Raw genomic sequence first — 21,160 nt, forward strand, 5'->3', positions numbered from 1 at the left:
CCAAAAGGGCTCTGTTAGTGACCGATGCACTCGAAGAATTGAAGTTAAGGTCACTAAAAGGGTTCTTTAGTGACCGAGGCACTCGAAAAATTGAAGTTATGGTCACCAAAAGGGCTCTTTAGTGACCGAGGCACTCGAAGAATTGAAGTTAAGGTCACTAAAAGAGGTCTTTAGTGACCAAAACCCCAAAAAAAGTAGAAGCTGATGGGCTTAAAAGATTACTAGCTAATTTTCAACTATTTAAACAGCTATAAACCAAGCTTTTTTAAGAAATCAACAGTTTCCTGATGCTCCGGTTTAATCAGTTTGAATAATTTTTTATCCGTTTTTACAAGGGGTTTTCCGTATTCATCCGCAATAGGCCTTGTAAATGATTTACTGTTAAGAACTTTCCACTTTCCATTATGGACCTCCAGCTTGAGATCAATAATTCCAAGGCGGCTGCCAAACGCACTTGCCATGACAACGGGTTTTCCCTTGATTTTTCCTTCCTCCATATTGGCCTTTGGTAAATCTTTAAAGGTTGGCCCTGGAAATACACTATGAGAGTGTCCAGCTAAAATGGCATCAATTTCAGGAATATCGCTAAGGTAATAAACGGCGTTTTCCGTTTCAGGATGATAAGGTTCACTGTCTATTCCTGTATGGGCCAGAGCAATAATAATATCAGCACCTTCTGCCTTCATAATCGGTACAAATTCCTTTGCACTTTCGACGATTGGTCGAGCTATCACTTTTCCCTCTAGATTTGCCTTGTCCCATTTCATAATTTGCGGCGGCATAAATCCAATGACACCAATATTCAATTCATGCTTCAACCCCTGCTTGTCAACAACACTTCTTTTTAAAATAACATAAGGTTTAAAATAGGGTTTATTCTTTTTAACGGAATAAACATTTGCATTTACAACCGGCATTTTTAATCCTTTAAGGACAGTAGTTAAGAACTTTAAACCATAATTAAATTCATGATTTCCAATTGTAATGGCATCGTATTTTAAGTAATTAAATGCACGGTAAACAGGATGTACATTCCCTTTTTGAATCCCGCGTATTCTTACTAAGTATTCACCTAGAGGATTCCCCTTTAAATGGTCCCCATTATCAAACAATAAGGAATTGACTGCTTCGCTTCTTGCCTGATGAATAAGACTTGCAGTTTTTACAAGCCCGATATTATTGTTGGGTTTAGTTTGATAATAATCATAATTCACTAAAGCTGCGTGGAGGTCTGTCGTCTCAAGGATTCTCAAATCAATTATTCCATTGTTGTTCACTGTACTGCTTTCTTCAGCAAACATAATAGATGGGAACTGGGACCATATAATCGTGCTAATGAAAAGTAAAAGGAATAACTTTTTATTCTTCATAATTAGGTCAGCCTCCTAAAATTCTTATCCTGTGTTATTATTTGGAAATTTGGACTTGTTGATACATTGGTAAAAAATTCTTGAAACGTGACATGAATTTGTCAAAAACATATGAATAAAAAGTGAATAAAGCGTGTTTCAAAAAAATACTTTGAGGAGATTACTTATAATAAAAGAGACAAAAGGTGGAGGTTTTGAAAGATGAATATTACAACAATCATTGAATTAGAAAATATGGAAGTAGAGAAGATTGCCGGTGCAAAATTGGTGTTTGCAGAGGAACAGATTTCTGAGAATATTATTGAAACCTGTGTTGAATGTTTTCAGGTAGAAGGATCAAACGAATCCCTTTCGACAGAGGATGGGATGCAGCTAGTCTTCTCACAATTAAAGCAAGAAGGTATTATCCCTTCAAGAGTAGAGGATTTCTCATTTGAAATGCCTTCCTGCGGACGACTGAAAACAAAAAATGAAGATGAGATTGAAGTTCCGCAAAAAGTTATCATATCCTACATGTCATAAAGAAGTTCAATGAACTTCTTTTTTTCTGTGATATTGGTCAACGCGGGTGTACCATAGGTTACTTTATAATAAAAATGATAATTATATTTTTGTGAACGCTTACAAAAGTCGAGGAGGTACTTTTCTATTGGAAATGAATAAAAGGATAACCATTCTAACCGGTCATTTTGGAAGCGGAAAAACTGAAATTGCGATTAATCTTGCATTAAATGAGAAAAAGATACATAACAAAATAGCGATTAACGACTTAGATATTATTAACCCCTATTTTCGCTCAAGAGATGTTTCGGATATTTTCGAGCAGCTGGATATTGAATTAATAGCCCCTGCCAACCGCCTGCAAACCTCAGATTTACCCATTGTATCGGGAGAAATCTATCGTGTTTTACATGATCAGCGTTATCGAGTGATAATTGACGCCGGCGGCGATAAAGACGGAGCAATGGCGTTAGGGCAGTATTATCATGAGTGGAAAGAATTAAAACCTGAACTTATATTCGTCTTAAATGCTAATCGTCCATATGTTAGTACGTTTGAAGGAGCGAGGGATACGATTGAACAGATTGAACAAGCAGCCCGCTTACAGGTGACTGGAATGATTAACAACACCAATATTGGATTTGAAACGAGTATGGAGGATATACATAAAGGTTATGAATTTAGCAGCAGACTATCTGACCTGCTTTCAATACCACTACTTTATACATCTATTTCTGTTGATATAGAAAAAGAGGCTTCTTATTTTGCTAAAAGGCATCGGGTAATGTTTATCAAACGCTATATGAAATTACCTTGGGAAGGATAGGAGTGAAAAAAGTGGAAAAGAGAGTAGTTTTTAACAAGGAAATATGTAAATCCTGCGGGCTTTGTGTTCAGGTATGTCCAACAAACATTATCTTTCTAACAGACTATTTAAATGGAAAAGGATATCGTCCGGCATCTGTAACCAATCAGGAAAACTGCATTAGCTGTGCTAAATGTGCGCAAATATGCCCTGATTCTGTTATATCAGTGTATAGACCGGTAAAGGTACTGCAATCTGTTTAATGTGAAAGGAGCTTTATGTATGGGGAAAGTTTTAATGAAAGGAAATGAAGTAATAGCGGAAGCAGCGGTCCAAGCGGGTTGTAAGTACTTTTTTGGCTACCCTATTACACCACAGAGTGAGCTTGTAGCATATATGGCAAGAAGGCTACCTGAAGTTGGAGGATTATTCCTTCAAGCGGAAAGTGAAATTGCTGCCATAAATATGGTTTATGGTGCTGCTGGAACGGGAGTGAGGGTAATGACTTCATCTTCAAGCCCTGGATTCAGTTTAAAACAAGAGGGGATTTCCTATTTAGTAGGTTCAGAGCTTCCTGCAGTTGTCGTAAACGTTGTGCGAGGCGGCCCCGGCTTAGGGAATATCCAGCCTGCGCAGTCGGACTATTTCCAAGTTACAAAAGGAGGCGGTCATGGCGACTATAATATTCCAGTGTTAGCACCAGCCTCTTTACAAGAAATAGTCGAATTAACAAGTGAAGCATTTGATATTGCTGACCGTTATCGGACACCTGTTATTCTTATGGGGGACGGAATGCTTGGGCAAATGATGGAGCCAGTTGAATTTGGAGAGCGAAACGAATCTGAACTTCCAGAAAAGAAGTGGGCAACTACTGGTACACGTGGAGATGGAGCTCCTAAGATCATTACATCTCTTGAACTTAATGCTGAGGCACTTGAACAGCGTAATCATAAACTCCAGCAGAAATTTGCGAGAATAAAAGAAAATGAAGTACGCTATGAAACTTATAAAATTGATGATGCTGATTATATAATCGTAGCTTTTGGTACAGTTGCTCGAATTGCGTTGAATGCCATTAATAAAGCAAGACAGCAAGGTTTAAAGGTAGGATTAATCCGTCCAATTTCACTGTGGCCATTCCCTGAAAAACCGTTCTTTGAAACAAGGGATCGAGTAAAAGGATATATTGCCGTAGAAATGAGTGCCGGGCAGATGGTTGAGGATGTTAGATTAGCGGTTAACGGTCATGCAGCAGTTGACTTTTTTGGCAGAACCGGTGGAGTTGTACCGACACAGGAAGAGATTTATCAAAAGTTACTATCTGTATCAGGGGGGATTACGGTATGACAATGAAGACCGTTTTTACCAAAACAAATGGTTTAACCGATAACCCTACACATTACTGTCCTGGTTGTACCCACGGCATCATTCACCGGCTTGTCGCAGAGGTTTTAGAAGAAATGGATATTTTAGAGAATACCATTGGGGTTGCTTCTGTAGGATGTTCAGTTTTATCCTATGAATATTTTAATTGTGACATGACCCAGGCGGCTCATGGCCGCGCTCCTGCTGTGGCAACAGGTGTGAAGAGGGTGCTGCCTGACCGTTTCGTATTTACTTATCAAGGTGATGGTGACCTTGCATCTATCGGCATAAGCGAAGTCATTCATGCAGCAGCTAGAGGGGAAAAAATTACGGTCATCTTTGTTAATAATGCTATATATGGAATGACAGGGGGACAAATGGCGCCGACTACCTTGATTGGTCAAAAGACAGCTACAACACCTTTTGGACGAGATGAAAGTATCCAGGGCTCACCTATTAAAGTCTGTGAAATGTTGGCAACTTTAGACGGTACTGCATACATTGAAAGAGCTTCTGCACATGATGTGCAACATATACAAAAGGCAAAACGTGCGATTCGGAAGGCGTTTGAAGCACAAAAGAATGGGCTTGGCTTTTCAATGGTTGAGATATTGTCAACCTGCCCGACTAACTGGGGGCTTGATCCCTATGAATCCCTTGAATGGGTTAAAGATAATATGATTCCTGCTTATCCTCTAGGCGTTTACAAAAATAAACAGGGGGGCAATTAAACATGTTGGAGGAAATCATTATCGCAGGATTCGGTGGTCAGGGTGTCATGTCAATGGGTCAACTGATAGCGTATGCTGGTATGCTCGAGGGGAAAGGCGTTTCATGGCTGCCATCTTATGGTCCGGAACAACGCGGCGGAACGGCAAATTGTTCTGTCGTCGTGTCCGATGAACCCGTGGGTTCCCCGCTGGTCACAAGTCCTTCGACAGCGATTGTTCTAAATAATCCTTCTTTTGAAAAATTCGAGCACCGCGTACGACCGGGGGGACTATTGATTAGTAATTCATCATTGGTGACAAGAGCATCAAAACGCTGTGATATTGAAATCATTGAAATAACTGCTACCGATATGGCTTCTGACCTGGGGAATACACGGGTCGCGAACATGATTTTGTTAGGTGCCTATCTTGGATTTACTAAGGTAGTTACCTGTGATTCCATTATCGAATCATTGAAAAAAGTCTTGCCAGAAGAAAAGCACCATTTAATAGAGGTTAATAAACAAGCACTCAATAAAGGAGCCTCCATGATTCCTGTAATAGGACAATCTTAAGAAATCATATCTTTAGGAAAAATAATTTGGGTGTGATTAGTAAATATGAAAAAACAAAATCAAGTTGTCTTCTACTCAATTAAGGGTTCCACGATTAAGAAATTTATAATACTAGATTGTCTTACGGGTACAGGAATTTTTTATACATTAAAAATCATTACATCAAGCATTATAGTCGGATTCTTAGGAAGTCTTGTTTGTACCGAGGGCATTAAAAGGCTTCCAAGCAGCAAGAAACGTTAAGAATACAAAAAGTGGCTTAATAATTCTAATGATCTGTGTCGTACATAAATGAACATCTCAATAATTTTTCCTGGAGCGATGAGAAACAATAAATAGTGATATGTTTCACTTCATTGAAAATGATTTTCAGTTAGAATATAAGTATCAGATTGCTAGGAGGAAATAAGGATGGAGAAAATTTCAATTAAAGCCTTTCAGGAATTCAGTGAAGATAGATTCACTAAAAGAGTCATTTACCAAAAGGGTGAAACGACAGCTTTTGTATTGAATTTCTTGCCTGGACAGCAGCTTCCAGTTCATAAGCACCCAGGAACAGAGGTATATCTTTATGTAGTTACCGGAAGTGGGACATTCATTATAGATGGTCAGGAAACGAAGGTAACCGAAGCAGATATAGTACATGTAGGCGGGGAAGAAGAGCTTGCCTTTAATAATACAGGCAATGAACCTGTAAGCTTATATGTTATTTTAAGTAAAGTACCAAGCGAACAATACGCTAAAAATATCTAGATTCAAAAGCCAGCCTAAAATTTAGACTGGCTCCTTTTTTTGTTTTATTAAGCCTTTATTTTTATAGCCAAAGAACCACCAGTTCCAATCCCCGAATAACTTCATTAAAGCAGGAACAAGAACCATCCTGACTATCGTGGCGTCAATAAAAATAGCAATAGCAATTCCAACACCTAACTGCTTAATTGGCATAACACCTGTAAAGGCAAATGCTCCTGTAACCACGATCATAATAGCAGCAGCGGATGTAATAATTTTACTCGTATACGTTAAGCCGGATATCGTAGCTTCAGTATTATTTCCTGTTTTCAAATAAAACTCCTGAATTCTTGAAATCAGAAATACCTCGTAATCCATTGACAGTCCAAATACGAGGGTGAATACAAAAACGGGTAAAATCAGGGCAATATCTGCAGGCTCTACTCCTAAGTGCCCTTGCTGGAAAATCCAGACGACAATTCCGAACGTACAGCTTAGGCTTAATATATTCATTAAAATCGCCTTTAATGGGATTAGGATTGACCGAAAAGCCGCCATAAGTATGAAGAAGGTTGAGACAACAATTAACAACAATCCATAAGGCGCCTTCTCAAAAATCTCATCAAAGATTTCCTGCTCAAATTTTATTGCTCCACCAAAATGGACAGACAAGTCTAAGTCCTTGCTGGACCAATCTCGAATCCACTCTCTCGCTTCCGCGGAATGATCATTTGTATTTAAGTAAACTTCGATCAGCATTTTATTGTCTCGAACAAAATAATCAAGTATGGGCGCAGTCTGTTCTTTTTGTCCAAACCGGAGGAGTTGTGATAACTTCTCTTCATCCTGAATCTCTGTGGCAGAAAAAGCAGAATCTATAGAATCGACCAGATCATCCTTTGAAAGCTGATCAAGAATGCTGCTGACTTTCTCAAGATTACTGGTTTCTAATACATTTCCATTTGTTTCAAGTACGATTGATACTTTCTTTTCACTACGTTTATCCTTAGGAATGAAATGTTCCTCGAAGGCTTCAAAAGCCACTCTAGATGGATATTTCGCCGGAAGAGATTCGGTCCCTGGAATCGACAGCGTCATCTGAGCAACAGGTATAAGACCAGCAAGAAGTATCGCAAGTGCTGCCGCAGCCATAACTACTGGGCGTTTCATCACAAACTTTGCAAATGTATGCCAAATACTAGTTTTATTATTGGTTATTCGAAGGACACTGAACTTATTAATTTTAGCGCCAAGAACAGCTAGTAAAGCAGGGAGAAAGGTTAAGGCACAGAAGGCAGAAATAAAAACCACTGCCATGCCGCCTAGTGCAACATTTTGAAATATATCAATTTGAATAAACCATAAAGCAGATAAACCAATAAAAACGCAAAGGCCAGAAAAAATAATGGAACGTCCAGCGGTTGCTATGCTAATTTTAATGGCTTCTTCAATGGACCTGGTATGTAATTCCTCTTTGTAACGGTTTATTAATAAAAGGGCAAAATCAATACTCAAAGCGAGTCCTATCATCGGTACAATATTTAAAATAAAGATCGTTAAATCGGTACCATAACTAAAAAAGTAAACAGCACCCATGGTAGTTAAAATTGAGACAACCCCGATGACAATCGGAATGGAGGCAGCGATTAACCCTCCGAAGGCTAGTACTAAGACAATCAAGGCTATAGGCAATCCAATCATTTCGGCTTTTGCTAAATCCTCTTGGCTTGCGATATTAAGGTCTTGAACAATGATGGGCTCACCTGTCATTGTAACTTTTAATCCCTTCTTGTTTTTTATTATCTTCTTTAATTGGTGTATTTCATCACTTAATCCTTCTGCACTCTTATCAAAGGACAAAAGCCCATAAGCATAGTTCTCTTTTATCATTCCATCACGCTCATAAGGAGTGGTGATACTTTTGGCATCATCGAATTCTTTAAGGTCATCGAAGGTTTCCAGGATAAAATGATTCCATTCTGTGTCACTCAAGCTGCTTTCTCTTTGGAAAACAAGAATAATCGAAGATTTCGGCTGCCCAAAATCTTTTTCAAGCAGTTTTCTGGTTTCGTTGTACTCCCCTTTATACTCAAAACCATTTCCACTTAATACAGAGGGTAATTTTAAGGCAAAAATCCCTGATAGTATGATTATCAGTATCCAAATGGCGAGTACCCATTTTCGATAACGGTATATAATTCCTCCAAGTTTCTCCATTTTAAGACCTCCTTTTAGGAAATAATTCCCTTACCATAGTATATCAGAACTCATAGAAAGTTTTGGTTAACTATTTCGTGGCAAATGTAATGGAATAAATATGATAAGAATGATTCCCTCAATTAATAACGAAAATACAAATATAGAAGAAGTGATTAACTATGAAAAATTGTTCATGCTACATTTTATAAATGTAAAAAATATATGGAGATTTAAGATCGTTACTTGCTATAATAAAAAAAGTTAGGGAAGAGGGTGATGAACAGTGGATCAAGAGAAACTAAGTAAAGTGATTGAAGCAGCAAAATTATATTATTTATTGGATCATAATCAAAACGAAATTGCTAAAATTTTGGGTGTTTCTCGTCCTACAGTGTCCCGATTATTGCAGCTAGGAAAAGAAGAGGGAATCGTCCAAATAAATATCATCGACCCAACGGAAGATGTTGAAAATCTAGCTGCTAAGCTAGAAAAAAAATTCAATTTAAAAAGAGCAATCGTCACATCTATTCCACAATTTGAAAATCATATTATCAAAAATTATTTGGGAGAAAAAGCGGCATTATTCCTCGATGAAATAGTGAAAGATCAGGACATTATCGGTGTCACCTGGGGAACAACGTTATATCACATCGCAGTAGAGCTAAAACAGAAATTTGTTAAAGATGTAAAGGTAGTTCAGCTAAAAGGCGGGGTCAGTCACGCAGAAACCAACAATTACGCTTCAGAAATCTTGTATTTATTTGGAAAGGCATACAATACAACACCTTTAAATCTTCCGTTGCCTGCCATTGTTGACCATGTTGTTGTAAAACAGGCAATGGAAGCAGACCGCCATATTAAAAAAATTCTTGAATTGGGTAAAAAGGCAAATATCGCACTGTTTACCATCGGTTCCATCAAGACGGATTCGTTATTATTTCAGATGGGCTATTTTACAGAGAGTGACCAAAAGGCCCTAAATGAAAAAGCAGTTGGCGACATTTGTTCACGTTTCTTTGATAAAAATGGCGAAGTATGTGATGAAAGCCTTAATGAGAGAACATTAGGTGTGAAACTCGACGACTTACGAAAAAAGGAATATTCAATACTAGTCGCAGGTGGTCCGAATAAAATCGAAGGCATTTATGGCGCACTAAAAGGACACTACGCTAATGTCTTGATAACCGACCAATTCACCGCCAAATTTTTACTTGATAAAAACTCATAGGTTTTATTATGTGACATATTTTTAACATTTGTTCATTTTTATATTTACAATTGTTCAATTGCTTTGATATAGTTAATTTGTCAATATAAAAGATTCTATACGGATTTTGTAAAACAGGGAGGATGTACATGATGACTCAAAATATAACAAGCATGATTGATCATACATTATTAAAAGCAAATGCAACAAAGGATGAAATCGTAAAGTTAGTCGAAGAAGCCAAGAAATATTCCTTCGCTTCCGTATGTGTTAATCCAACTTGGGTAAAAATATCAGCAGATATGTTAAAAGATACCCCAGAAGTAAAAGTATGTACCGTAATTGGTTTTCCTTTAGGGGCATCTACTCCAGAAACAAAAGCTTTTGAAACAAGAAATGCGATTGAAAATGGTGCAAATGAAGTCGATATGGTGATAAATATCGGTGCACTTAAGGATAAACAAGATGATTTAGTTGAGAGGGATATTAGAGCTGTTGTTGAAGCAGCGAAAGGAAAAGCCTTAACTAAGGTTATTATTGAAACCTGCCTTTTAACGGATGAAGAAAAAGTACGTGCATGTGAACTTTCCGTTAAGGCTGGAGCGGATTTTGTAAAAACCTCAACAGGTTTCTCTACAGGCGGAGCTACGGTTGAAGATATCCGTTTAATGAGAGAAACAGTTGGTCCTGATATTGGTGTTAAAGCTTCTGGAGGCGTTCGCAGCCGTGAAGATGCACTTGCCATGATCGAAGCAGGTGCGACTCGTATCGGTGCTAGTTCAGGGGTGTCTATTAGTAAAGGTGAAATTTCTCAAAACAATTATTAATTAACGATTTGAGGGAATAGAAATGAAAGAAGTAGTATTAGCCTTAATTGCTGGATTAATTGTAGGAATTATTTTTAAATTTATGAGGCTGCCATTACCTGCACCTCCTGTATTTTCCGCAGTAGTTGGTGTTTTCGGGGTATATTTTGGAGGAGTTATTGCCAGCTGGATGGTTAAATTTTTCCAATAAATAAAGTTGTGTGCGGAGTGTGAATAAGATGGATGAAAAACAACTTAGGGAAGAAGCATTGAAAGCACGAGATTATGCTTATGTACCGTATTCAAAATTTCAAGTTGGTGCTGCTCTTATCGCAAAAGATGGGAAAGTATTTCATGGCTGTAATATAGAAAATGCTTCTTATGGAATGACGAACTGTGCAGAAAGAACAGCTTTATTTAATGCATACTCTGAAGGTGTTACTGAATTCGATTCACTAGTAGTGGTGGCAGACACCGATGGGCCAGTTTCTCCTTGTGGTGCCTGCAGGCAGGTGATTTCTGAGCTCTGTGATTCTGATATGGAGGTTATCCTTACCAATCTAAAGGGAGATATTCAAAGAATCTTAGTGAAAAATCTTCTTCCAGGTGCGTTTTCACCGGAGGATTTAAAATAAATTAGAAGCGGGATTAGAATCCTGCTTCTTTTTTTATTTACAGAGACCTGTCAATCGACAAAAATCTGCATTTTTCATCATTTTTGAATTTAATTTTATTGTACCTCTGGTTAATTAAGATTAGAATCTATTTATATCTTTTCATGCTTTTTATTGAAAAGGGCATAATTTAAAAGAATAAAAAGTAGAAATTTTTTTCATTTTTAATGCAGACGAAAGAGGAAGAAGAGTGGAAACTACAAGTGAGCAAAACAAAAAGAAGCTGTTTATTTCGATTATCGATAATGACGCAATAATTCAAACGATGCTGGTAAGAATTCTTAATATGATGAATATTGATCAGTTTGAACTAGATATAAAAGCATATGAAGATGGTTTACAATTTTTTGAATCTCAACGTTTAGATAATACTGGTGAACATTTTTTAATTCTTGGTGGCATTATGCCAGTTATGGATGGAATTGAGATATTGCAAAAAGTGAAAAGTGACTTGAGGAAACAGGTTTATGTATTAATGCTCTCAGGAAGAAAAAGTCCAGCCGAAATAGACAAGGCACTAAAATTAGGTGCAGATGATTATGTGACAAAACCATTCAGTATCAAGGAACTGCAAATCAGAGTACAACAAATCATTCAAAGGATCACGCAATGATTAATCAAGAGATTTTGTTTCTTTCTATTCTTACTTCATCTCTTATGTGTTTATTATTTTTATTATTGCTGTATTTGATCATTCGGAAGAGTAAAGAAATTAAAACAAGAAGAGAGATTGAAAGCTATAAGAATAAAATTAATAACCAAATTTTTTCAATCATCGCACAAGGGCAAGTTTTCAGGGGAATGGGGTGCGAAACAGCTATAAAACAAAGGGCAATGGAAGAGCTGCTGAGCAGGTATGTGAAAATATTAGAAGGGGAGGAAGAGAAAAAAAGATTATCGGATTTGGCAACTCATTGTTTACAGGGATATTATCAAAAACGTCTTAAAAGCAAAAGGTGGAGCTATCGTATGAATGCACTTTATCATATTGAGGACTTTCATATGACCAAGCTTTTAAACGAAGTTGTTCTTTTAAGTAAAAAGAAGAAACTCTCACATCAAGAAATGATCCATGTTTTGAGAATCCTTGCTTCCTTTCAATTTAAGGATTTACTTGATTTGCTTCTAAATCATTATCACTATTTATCCGAGTATGAAAATCGAGGTATATTAATGCGATTAAATCAAGATTTATTTGATCAGTTCGTATTAAGCTTTCACAAAAGTACTCCCCCGCTTCAATTCGCCATTCTAGATGTAATTTCATTGAATAAAGCAATAAAATATAGGGTGTTTACCGAAAATATTTATTTAACCTATAAAGGTGAAGTGAAGCTAAGGGCCCTAAAGGCTCTGTCTGAAATAGGCTATGTAAGGAATATCGAGCCGTATCTGCAATTACTGTACTCTCCTAACTGGCAGGAGAGGATGGTGGCAGCAAAACTAATAGGTTCTGTTAAGGAAGAAAAAGGAATTCCGAGATTAATTGAGCTGCTGCATGATCAGGTTTGGTGGGTCCGTTCACAGGCTGGCCAATCTATTAGTCAGTTCCCAAATGGAAAGGCAATTTTGCAATCCGTTTTAGAAACATCTAAGGATGCTTTTGCAAGAGACATGGCATGGGATTGGCTGCATAAAGGAGTATAGAAAATGTTAAATGTGGATTGGCTGGATATTGTTTCTGTTTTCGGATGGTTTATTGCTGTTTATATGGTAATTGTTATTGTTTTTTATTCTGTTATTTTAATGATTTCACTGTTTCAGCTTCGTAAAGAATACCAATTAGACCGAATACAGGCATATGAGGATTATATGGATGAATTTTACACAAGACCTGTCTCGATCATTGTTCCTGCCTACAATGAGGAAGCAGGAATTATTCAGAGTGTACGATCCCTTTTGAGTGTGAATTATCCCACCTTTGAAATTATTGTTGTCAATGATGGGTCAACGGATCGAACCTTAGAAAAAATGATTACCCAGTACGATATGAAAGAAATAAGTAGAGTTGTTCGTAAACAAATTAATACTAAACCGATTAAGACTATTTATCAATCCTCTATCCTTTCTAATCTTTTTTTAGTTGATAAGGAGAATGGCGGGAAAGCAGATGCATTGAATGTAGGCCTTAATTTCTCCCATTATCCCTATTTTTGTTCCCTTGATGGTGATTCTGTATTGGAGCCGGATGCCTTTCTTAAGGTAATGAAGCCCATTATTGATTCCAATGAAGAGGTAATTGCCTCTGGCGGCAGTGTGCGAATTGCAAATGGCTGTGAAATAAAGAATGGACATATTTTGAAAATTGGCCTTTCCAATAACCCTTTGGTCATCATGCAAATCATTGAATATCTCCGCGCTTTTCTTATGGGGAGAATAGGTTTAAGCAGACATAATTTGCTGTTGATCATTTCTGGTGCATTTGGAGTTTTTTCGAAGCATTGGACCATTGAGGCGGGGGGGTACAAAACAGATACCGTAGGGGAGGATATGGAGTTAGTTGTCAGGATCCACCGTTTATTAAAAGAAAAGCGAATAAACAAAAAGATTGTGTATGTTCCCGACCCTGTTTGTTGGACTGAAGTTCCAGAAGATATGACCATTTTAAGAAGGCAAAGACGGCGTTGGCATCGAGGATTATTTGAAAGTTTATGGACACATCGGGGGCTAACCTTTAATCCTAAATATGGTTCCATTGGGGTTATTTCCTTTCCCTATTTTTGGATTGTTGAGTTTTTGGGCCCCATAATAGAATTTCTGGGGTATATCTTTATGGTACTCTGTCTGTTTTTAGGCGGGGTTTATATTGAATTTGCGATATTATTATTTCTTCTATCTTGTCTTTATGGGTCACTTTTTTCTATGGCAGCAGTTTTATTAGAAGAATGGAGTTTAACAAAATATCCAAAAGTATCAGATATAGTAAAGCTCTTTTTATACTCAATCACTGAAACCATCTGGTATCGTCCTATGACGGTCTTTTGGAGATGTGAAGGAATATGGCAAATGATGGTTGGGGATAAGAGTTGGGGAGAAATGAAAAGAAAAGGTGTTTCAAAATGACAAGACAATCCTCTTTAATTGTATATGCAATTCTATTTGTTATCATTCTATTAAGTCCTTTTTGGTTCTGGCTGTTACAGCCTTCTAAAGAATTAAATGTACTGATCTATGATAAAACAGTTCCAGATCAATCGTATAGGGAACACAAAGGACTCGTTTGGATTTTAAATAATGCAAAATATGTAAAAGGAAATCAAAAGCCTTATAGAATAAATGAGGATTATAAAGGATTTGTCCCAAAAGATGGACAACAATATTCCGTCTCTTCTTTACCCGAGAACTTAAAAAGATATGATGTATATTATTTAACTGATCAATATGGAGTGTACGAAGAAGATTTTATTGGTGAAAACGAAACCGGTGAAAGATCTTCCATTATATACGGTGGTTTAGAATTATCTGATGTAGATCGAATAGAACAAGCATTACTAGCCTCTAAAGGGAAAACATTAATTGCAGAATTTAATACATTTGCTAGTCCGACTCCTGCTATCGTCCGAGATAAAGTAACAAACCTCTTAAATCTTGAATGGACCGGTTGGATTGGCAGGTATTTTCCTGACCTTAACAACAAGGAAGTTCCAGTATGGGTAAGAGACCAATTTGAAGCAAATGGCGGAAAATGGAATTTTAAGGGAGAAGGCTTTGTATTTGTAAGTAAGGATAATGAAATTGTAGTGGTAGACCAAAAGGATGTAATAGAAAGCGGCGCCCTATTTAATCTAACCAAACAGGGGGAAAATTTCTTTAATCGGGAACTACAGGGGAAGTATCAATATTGGTTTGATATTAATCGTGCAGGAAGCAAAAAAGAAATTCTAGCAGAATATCATCTGCCTATTGCAGCAAAGAAGAGGGAAGAGTTACAAGGACTTGGAATACCGACTAATTTCCCTGCAATCATCCATCATCAAAATGCAAGATATAATTCCTATTATTTTGCAGGGGATTTTGCAGATGAAGGAGAGGTTCCTGCCATTTATCAAACAAAAGGACTTAGCTTTTGGAAAGAGCGTTTTGGATCACAGGATTCTTTCTATTGGGAAGTTTATGTTCCTATGATGAAGGCTTTATTAGATACTGGTCTAAAAAACACCGTTAAACAAGAGAAAGTAGAAATAGTAAAGGTTAACAACATTAAAACCAATAGCACTACAGGAGACTCCTATATACAAGTCCAAAAGAATGGTGAGTGGAAAGATTTCTTGATAAAAGGAGTTAATATGGGGATTGGGAAGCCAGGCTATTTTCCAGGAGAGACTGCAATCACGAAAGAGGAATATGCACGCTGGTTTAAAAAAATTGGCGAAATGAACGCAAATGCAATCAGAGTCTATACGCTGCATCCACCTCAGTTTTACGAAGCTTTTTATGAATATAATCTTGTTGCAGAAAAACCGTTATTCTTATTCCATGGTTCCTGGGTGAATGAAGAAAAGCTCCTTCATAATCAAGATGCCTTTGCTGCCGAAAATGTCGAGGATGCGCAAACGGAAATTAGATACCTAATTGACATCATTCATGGGCAGGCGGAACTGCCTGAACGTCCTGGACACGCCTCAGGTGTTTACAAATATGATATCTCAAAATATGTTCTTGGACTTATCGTCGGGACAGAGTGGGATCCATATATGGTTACGAACACTAACCTTAAGCATAAAGAAATAGCACCATTTAATGGAAAATATTTTAAAACAACGGGTGCCAATGCATTTGAAATTTGGTTAGCACAATTGATGGAATATGCAGCTGCTTATGAAACAACACAATACAATTGGCAGCATACGATTAGTTTTACAAACTGGGTAACCACTGACTTGTTAGAGCATCCATCAGAGCCATTGGAAAATGAAGATTTAGTTTCGATAAATCCAAACCATATTCTAAACTCTGATCACTTTTATGCGGGATTATTTGCTTCCTATCATATTTACCCATACTATCCTGACTTTTTAAATTACGAGAAAAAATATCTAGAATATGTCGATAAAACAGGTGAAAAGAACAATTACGCAGGATATTTAAATGAATTGATAGATTCCCATCAAATGCCTGTTCTAGTGGCTGAATTCGGTGTTCCTTCTTCTAGAGGATTAACACATAAAAATGCCTATGGTATGAATCAAGGATTTCATTCTGAAGAAGAACAAGGGGAAATTAATAGCAGATTATTTCATTCCATTGTTTCTGAAGGGTATGCCGGAGGTTTAATTTTTACATGGCAGGATGAGTGGTTTAAACGGACGTGGAATACAATGGACTTTGATAATCCAGACCGAAGACCATACTGGAATAATCAGCAAACAAACGAACAGCATTTCGGATTGCTGTCTTTTGAACCTGGGGCGAAGGATGCAGCCATTTTGGTAGATGGTAACAGAATTGATTGGAATGAAAAGAATAGTAAAACTATTTTTCAGTCGAAAGAAGAGAAGGAAGTAATCAATGAGGTTAGGATTTCCTCTGATAGTGGATATCTATACTTTCTAGTATCCTTTGAACAGCCAGTTGACTTTGAAAAACAGTCTGTGTATTTACTTCTTGATACCATTGGTGAACAGGGTCAAACCACTATACCATTATCAAAAGATACTCCACTAGTAACGGATTTAGGTGTGGACTTCTTAATTAACCTTTCAGGTGAAAAAGGTTCAAGAATTATGGTAGACAGTTATTATGATACCTACTATTATCAATACGCATATATCCTCAATATGGTAAAACGAGAATCCTATGCAAATGTAAAAAATAATGGAGTATTCCACCCAATTCGGTTAGCACTTAATAAAGAACTGACTATTCCATCAACAAACACACTAGTTCCGTTTGAGGGCTATGAAACAGGTATATTAAAGTTTGGTAATGGTAATCCGGAACATGAAACGTTTAACTCGCTGACGGATGTGAGTCTAAGCAAGAATAAAAAAATTATCGAATTGAGAATCCCTTGGCAGCTTATAAATATGAAGGATCCAAGTTTAAAAGAAGCGATGGGGGACATCTGGCAATATGGTTTAGCCAAAAGTGAAACAATTGAAGGGATTCGCGTTGCAGCCGCAGCTACGAAACAAGGTAATCTTGTACAAACGATTCCCAAACAATCAAATAATTTGCTCCAGCGAAAAGATGTATTTCTTTACTCATGGAATGAGTGGGAACAGCCTTTATTCTATGAAAGGCTAAAAAAATCATATGATGTGATTAAGAAGACATTTGGAAAAACAAAGCTAGATAATTAAAAAGAAGGTGCAGCGGTTTGAATAAAAAAATCGGCTTTATCGGTGCAGGAAAAATGGCTCAAGCGATGATTGAAGGAATCCTTAAATCAAAGATGATTCCAAAACAAAATATGATTGCCAGTGCTAAAACAGAAACAACCCTTGAAAAAATCAAATTGAACTACCAAATTTTAACAACCTCTGATAATCAAGAAGCAGCAAGATTTGCGGATATTTTGATTCTAGCTGTAAAACCTGACCAGCATACCAACGTAATTCATGAGATACGAAATGCTATTCATCCTGAATGTACAATTATTACTATTGCAGCTGGGATTTCATTGAATGATATCGAAAAGGAATTTGGTTTTAACGTAAAGGCGGTTAGGAGCATGCCAAACACTCCCTCATTGGTTGGTGAAGGCATGAGTGCTATTTGTTCGAATGAGAGGCTGACAGAGGAAGAGGTCTTGGAGGTTGAACGCCTCTTTCATACGTTTGGAAAAACAGAGAGGCTGGATGAAAAATTAATGGATGCTGTACCTGCGATAAGTGGTTCTTCCCCAGCATATGTCTATATGTTGATAGAGGCGATGGCTGACGGAGGAGTTAAGCAGGGGATTCCCAGAGATAAAGCATATCGACTTGCCGCACAGGCCGTCCTCGGCGCAGCTAAAATGGTACTAGAAACAAACAGACATCCAGGAGAACTAAAAGATAATGTGTGTACACCAGGCGGAGCGACAATAGAAGCAGTAGCTGAACTCGAAAAGAGACAATTTCGCGGTTCGGTATTGGCAGCCATGGATACCTGTACCGAAAAGGTAAAGTCATTGCATTAATATGTAAACAAAGAACCTGCGACAGTGCTGCAGGTTCTGTTTTTTGTTTAGTAAGGTTCAGCTTTTCGAATCACTGTCAGAGAAGTCATTAATCCTACAAAAATAATAGTTACGAGAGAATAAAAGAATTTCTCTAATCCAACGACTTGAATCCCGCTTGTAATCACAAGACCATCTATCAAAAATATAATGATGCCAATATTAACCGATGTAAATTTAGTAATAATCTGAGCTAATAAATCAGTCCCACCCGTGCTTGTATCATAACGGAGCATTAAACCAATACCCACTCCTACAAGCATACCTCCAATAATGGTACTGGGGAAAATACCTATCTGAATTTTACCATTGATAAAAGAAAGTAAGTCAATGCAAAAAGAAGAGATAATGAGTCCATGCAAACTATAATAAAAATATCGCCTCTCAAAAAACCATGCGAGGATATAAAGAGGCAGACTCAAAACAATCATCGTAAGTCCTGTAGGCCATCCGTAAAAATAATGAAAGATTAATCCTAAACCAATAACACCGCCATCGAGCAGATGATAAGGCACAAGAAACCCATTTACCCCTAGGCTTAATAATAAGCTGCCAATCAGCATTGCAATAACTTTTTGTTTCAATTTAAACCACCCCAAACTTGTCCCTACATAAAAAGTATGAATATGTTTTCCATTTAGAAGTGTTGGTAAATAAAAAAGAGGAGGATTCACAGAGTTGTTCTGGTTGAAGAGGTAGTATGCTCAAAGAGTATAAGGAGAATACTTAACGTATGGTATAATAGGATTAGCTAGATTAATTATAAGTTTTTTGGATAAATCAGGAGGAATAAATAATGCTTCAAGAAGAACATGAATTATTGCTGAAAAGAACGGTTGAGATTGCTCCGGATTGGCTCAAAAGTGACATACACGATATTTTGGGTAAAGAAGGAAAACATGCTGGAGTAAGCTATGTCATTTCCCAACTTCACGATAGATATAGCTTTAGTTTTAGACACATTTTATCAGCCATAAATTTCTCGGATGAATGGACAATGGTTTCTAGAGAACGTCTAAGTTTTATTGATAATAATATTGATGTAATTGTTGCCTTGTATGATGACTATAAAGGAAAAACAGGTAAAAATTTATAAACAAAAAGAGTAATCCAATTCGCAGATAAATTGGATTACTCTTTTTTTAAAAGAAAAGATTTAAGATAAAATATGAAATTGCTGCTATACCTGCTGAAATCGGAAGTGTAATTACCCAAGTGATAAGCATTCTTTGAGCTGTGTCCCATTTTACACCTTTTAATCTGTGTGAAGCACCCACCCCAAGGATCCCGGAGGAAATAACGTGGGTAGTACTGACGGGTACATGGAGCCAAGTAGCACCAAATATTACGGCTGCACCTGTTAAATCCGCTGCAACTCCGTTAATAGGACGAATTTTCATGATTTTCCCGCCGACAGTTTTAATGATTTTCCATCCACCAACAGAAGTACCAAGACCCATTGCCGTTGCACACGCAAATTGTACCCAGAATGGAACTTCTGCATTAGCACCTAGGTAACCATTGGCGATGAGAGCCATTGTGATAATCCCCATTGCCTTTTGTGCGTCATTTGTTCCATGGGAATATGACTGTAGTGCCGCAGTGGCAATTTGCATATATCGGAAATTACGGTTGGTTTTTGCTAAATTAGCATTTTTAAATACCACTTTAAAAATACTGTAAACAATATAACCCACTACAAAAGCTAAAATAGGCGAAAGTATTAGTGCTTGTATAATCTTTAAAAAGCCCCCATAATTGAGTGCTCCAAAACCTGCTGAAGCCAATGCCGCTCCCGCAATAGATCCAATAATTGCATGGGAAGAACTGCTTGGAATTCCATAATACCAGGTTAATAAGTTCCAAAATATCGCTGATATTAATGCGGCTAAAATAACCACTGAACCATTTTCAAGCGTAAAAGGATCGACAATATCCTTAGAAATAGATTTTGCGACACCTGTAAACGTCATTGCTCCTACAAAGTTCATAATCGCGGCTAACAGAATCGCCTGCCGTGGTCTTAGAGCCTTCGTAGAAACAGAGGTTGCGATTGAGTTTGCCGTATCATGGAACCCATTAATAAAGTCAAATGCAAGGGCACCAATGACAACTAAAATAATTAAAATTTCCATTTGTTTGCTCCTTATGCATTTTTCATGATGATGGTTTCAAGTGTATTTGCAACTGACTGGCAGCTATCTGCAATATCCTCGAGATTTTCATAAATTTCCTTGTACTGAATAATTCGGATTGGATCTTTTTCTACTGTAAATAAATGCTTAATGGACTGACGCAAGATATTATCACATTTGGATTCATAATCTTTTATTTTAATTGCATGTTCTCTCATTTGAGGAAGTTTCTTATTCGCTAACAATTCCATCGCTTTATCAATTTCATGAACACTTGATTTTATTGCGTCAACAAATTGGAGCATAAAATCATCTGCTTGGGTGATGGAATACATTTCAAACAATGCTGCTGTCGCTTCTAGGCCGTCTAGGACGTCATCCATGCTGTTTGCAAGATGAAGAATATCCTCACGTTCAATAGGCGTGATAAATGCATCATTTAATTGTTTAATCACTTCATGGACAAATGAATCTCCCTTTGTTTCGATTTCTTTCATCTTTTCTGAGAAGATTTTCAAATCACTAATATTTTTTAATTTATAATCAGCAAAGTAATTTGCGCCTTCCTTTAAGTTTGAAGAAATATTACTTAGTAATGCTGAAAATTTATCAACCTTTTTTGCCATTTTTGAATCCTCCTAAATAGTATGTAAAGAGTTTTTACACTAACGGACAACATTTTACAGAAAAAATACCAAAAAATCATAAAAAGTTAACCTAATTTACAAAAACTTAACAAAAGAATTTTCCGAAAATTATTTTATAGGTGCAGCTTTATTTATTTTGTTAATGTCTCCAGAAAAAAATATTTATATGTAATGTAGAGATCTTGTATCTTCCTTTGTATGAAATTTAATAACATGGGTACTTTAATCGTACACGGCAGCAATTTTTAACGTTAAAAACCGTGTTATCAATT

General features: G+C 37.0%; 23 protein-coding genes. 18 read left to right on the plus strand and 5 right to left on the minus strand.

The annotated features are described in order from the left end of the window. Positions 1 to 248: 248 nt before the first annotated feature. A complete protein-coding gene (locus BANA01_RS25735; RefSeq protein ID WP_063255291.1) occupies positions 249 to 1,370 on the minus strand; it encodes a metallophosphoesterase in 1,122 nt (373 codons plus the stop codon). 201 nt (positions 1,371 to 1,571) lie between these two features. On the opposite strand from BANA01_RS25735, the gene BANA01_RS25740 reads away from it, so the two are divergent. The 8 genes from BANA01_RS25740 to BANA01_RS25765 all read left to right on the plus strand — a co-directional run bounded on the left by BANA01_RS25740 (position 1,572) and on the right by BANA01_RS25765 (position 6,079). Continuing rightward, positions 1,572 to 1,892, plus strand: coding sequence for a hypothetical protein (locus BANA01_RS25740; RefSeq protein WP_034675166.1), 321 nt, complete (start codon positions 1,572 to 1,574; stop codon positions 1,890 to 1,892). A gap of 127 nt (positions 1,893 to 2,019) precedes the next feature. Further along, on the plus strand, positions 2,020 to 2,697 hold the full coding sequence (locus tag BANA01_RS25745) for a hypothetical protein (RefSeq protein WP_052106370.1): 678 nt from the start codon (positions 2,020 to 2,022) through the stop codon (positions 2,695 to 2,697). Between the two features lie 11 nt (positions 2,698 to 2,708). Further along, entirely contained in the window at positions 2,709 to 2,939 is a 231-nt protein-coding gene (locus BANA01_RS29350) for a 4Fe-4S binding protein (RefSeq protein ID WP_235847238.1), read from the plus strand. Between the two features lie 19 nt (positions 2,940 to 2,958). Next, a complete protein-coding gene (locus BANA01_RS25750; RefSeq protein ID WP_034675167.1) occupies positions 2,959 to 4,023 on the plus strand; it encodes a 3-methyl-2-oxobutanoate dehydrogenase subunit VorB in 1,065 nt (354 codons plus the stop codon). Beyond that, positions 4,020 to 4,772, plus strand: a complete 753-nt coding sequence (locus BANA01_RS25755) for a thiamine pyrophosphate-dependent enzyme (protein WP_034675169.1) — start codon at positions 4,020 to 4,022, stop codon at positions 4,770 to 4,772. The genes BANA01_RS25750 and BANA01_RS25755 overlap by 4 nt, the downstream gene beginning before the upstream one ends. Before the next feature lie 2 nt (positions 4,773 to 4,774). Continuing rightward, entirely contained in the window at positions 4,775 to 5,326 is a 552-nt protein-coding gene (locus BANA01_RS25760) for a 2-oxoacid:acceptor oxidoreductase family protein (protein WP_034675171.1), read from the plus strand. A 45-nt stretch (positions 5,327 to 5,371) separates the two neighbouring features. Next, on the plus strand, positions 5,372 to 5,569 hold the full coding sequence (locus BANA01_RS29355) for a hypothetical protein (protein WP_082799679.1): 198 nt from the start codon (positions 5,372 to 5,374) through the stop codon (positions 5,567 to 5,569). Positions 5,570 to 5,737: 168 nt separating this feature from the next. Then, entirely contained in the window at positions 5,738 to 6,079 is a 342-nt protein-coding gene (locus tag BANA01_RS25765) for a cupin domain-containing protein (protein WP_034675173.1), read from the plus strand. Positions 6,080 to 6,100: 21 nt separating this feature from the next. Here the strand turns inward: BANA01_RS25765 and BANA01_RS25770 are convergent, their stop codons facing one another. Further along, positions 6,101 to 8,275 (minus strand): MMPL family transporter, encoded by a 2,175-nt coding sequence (locus BANA01_RS25770; RefSeq protein ID WP_034675176.1) that lies wholly within the window; start codon positions 8,273 to 8,275, stop codon positions 6,101 to 6,103. 265 nt (positions 8,276 to 8,540) lie between these two features. On the opposite strand from BANA01_RS25770, the gene BANA01_RS25775 reads away from it, so the two are divergent. The 9 genes from BANA01_RS25775 to proC all read left to right on the plus strand — a co-directional run bounded on the left by BANA01_RS25775 (position 8,541) and on the right by proC (position 18,067). Continuing rightward, the gene (locus BANA01_RS25775) at positions 8,541 to 9,485 is read left to right on the plus strand and encodes a sugar-binding transcriptional regulator (protein WP_034675178.1); all 945 of its coding nucleotides are present in this window, start codon (positions 8,541 to 8,543) and stop codon (positions 9,483 to 9,485) included. Between the two features lie 131 nt (positions 9,486 to 9,616). Beyond that, complete coding sequence (gene deoC / locus BANA01_RS25780) at positions 9,617 to 10,291, plus strand: deoxyribose-phosphate aldolase (RefSeq protein ID WP_034675200.1); 675 nt, start codon at positions 9,617 to 9,619, stop codon at positions 10,289 to 10,291. Between the two features lie 22 nt (positions 10,292 to 10,313). Then, on the plus strand, positions 10,314 to 10,481 hold the full coding sequence (locus BANA01_RS25785) for a XapX domain-containing protein (protein ID WP_034675180.1): 168 nt from the start codon (positions 10,314 to 10,316) through the stop codon (positions 10,479 to 10,481). A gap of 28 nt (positions 10,482 to 10,509) precedes the next feature. After that, positions 10,510 to 10,905: a cytidine deaminase gene (locus BANA01_RS25790; RefSeq protein ID WP_034675183.1), complete on the plus strand. Its 396-nt coding sequence runs from the start codon at positions 10,510 to 10,512 to the stop codon at positions 10,903 to 10,905. 229 nt (positions 10,906 to 11,134) lie between these two features. Further along, positions 11,135 to 11,557 carry a response regulator transcription factor gene (locus tag BANA01_RS25795; protein WP_034675161.1) on the plus strand — a complete coding sequence of 141 codons (423 nt, stop codon included), beginning with the start codon at positions 11,135 to 11,137 and terminating at the stop codon, positions 11,555 to 11,557. Continuing rightward, positions 11,554 to 12,591 carry a HEAT repeat domain-containing protein gene (locus BANA01_RS25800; protein WP_034675163.1) on the plus strand — a complete coding sequence of 346 codons (1,038 nt, stop codon included), beginning with the start codon at positions 11,554 to 11,556 and terminating at the stop codon, positions 12,589 to 12,591. Before BANA01_RS25795 ends, BANA01_RS25800 begins: the two co-directional genes overlap by 4 nt. Positions 12,592 to 12,594: 3 nt before the next feature. Next, positions 12,595 to 14,007: a glycosyltransferase family 2 protein gene (locus BANA01_RS25805; RefSeq protein WP_063255293.1), complete on the plus strand. Its 1,413-nt coding sequence runs from the start codon at positions 12,595 to 12,597 to the stop codon at positions 14,005 to 14,007. Beyond that, entirely contained in the window at positions 14,004 to 17,246 is a 3,243-nt protein-coding gene (locus BANA01_RS25810) for a hypothetical protein (RefSeq protein WP_063255294.1), read from the plus strand. Before BANA01_RS25805 ends, BANA01_RS25810 begins: the two co-directional genes overlap by 4 nt. Positions 17,247 to 17,263: 17 nt before the next feature. Further along, positions 17,264 to 18,067 (plus strand): pyrroline-5-carboxylate reductase, encoded by an 804-nt coding sequence (proC, locus tag BANA01_RS25815; protein ID WP_034675152.1) that lies wholly within the window; start codon positions 17,264 to 17,266, stop codon positions 18,065 to 18,067. Positions 18,068 to 18,114: 47 nt separating this feature from the next. On the opposite strand, the gene BANA01_RS25820 is transcribed toward proC, so the two are convergent. Further along, the gene (locus tag BANA01_RS25820; RefSeq protein WP_174524448.1) at positions 18,115 to 18,669 is read right to left on the minus strand and encodes a YitT family protein; all 555 of its coding nucleotides are present in this window, start codon (positions 18,667 to 18,669) and stop codon (positions 18,115 to 18,117) included. Between the two features lie 233 nt (positions 18,670 to 18,902). On the opposite strand from BANA01_RS25820, the gene BANA01_RS25825 reads away from it, so the two are divergent. Beyond that, positions 18,903 to 19,202, plus strand: coding sequence for a hypothetical protein (locus tag BANA01_RS25825; RefSeq protein ID WP_034675156.1), 300 nt, complete (start codon positions 18,903 to 18,905; stop codon positions 19,200 to 19,202). A gap of 46 nt (positions 19,203 to 19,248) precedes the next feature. Here BANA01_RS25825 and BANA01_RS25830 read toward each other — a convergent pair whose 3' ends face one another. Both BANA01_RS25830 and BANA01_RS25835 read right to left on the minus strand, forming a co-directional pair. Continuing rightward, positions 19,249 to 20,241: an inorganic phosphate transporter gene (locus BANA01_RS25830; RefSeq protein ID WP_034675157.1), complete on the minus strand. Its 993-nt coding sequence runs from the start codon at positions 20,239 to 20,241 to the stop codon at positions 19,249 to 19,251. A gap of 11 nt (positions 20,242 to 20,252) precedes the next feature. Beyond that, positions 20,253 to 20,867 (minus strand): DUF47 domain-containing protein, encoded by a 615-nt coding sequence (locus BANA01_RS25835; RefSeq protein WP_034675159.1) that lies wholly within the window; start codon positions 20,865 to 20,867, stop codon positions 20,253 to 20,255. Positions 20,868 to 21,160 lie beyond the last annotated feature (293 nt).

The sequence above is a fragment of the Neobacillus niacini NBRC 15566 genome (genome assembly GCF_001591505.1).
GTDB classification, from domain to species: domain Bacteria; phylum Bacillota; class Bacilli; order Bacillales; family Cytobacillaceae; genus Neobacillus; species Neobacillus niacini.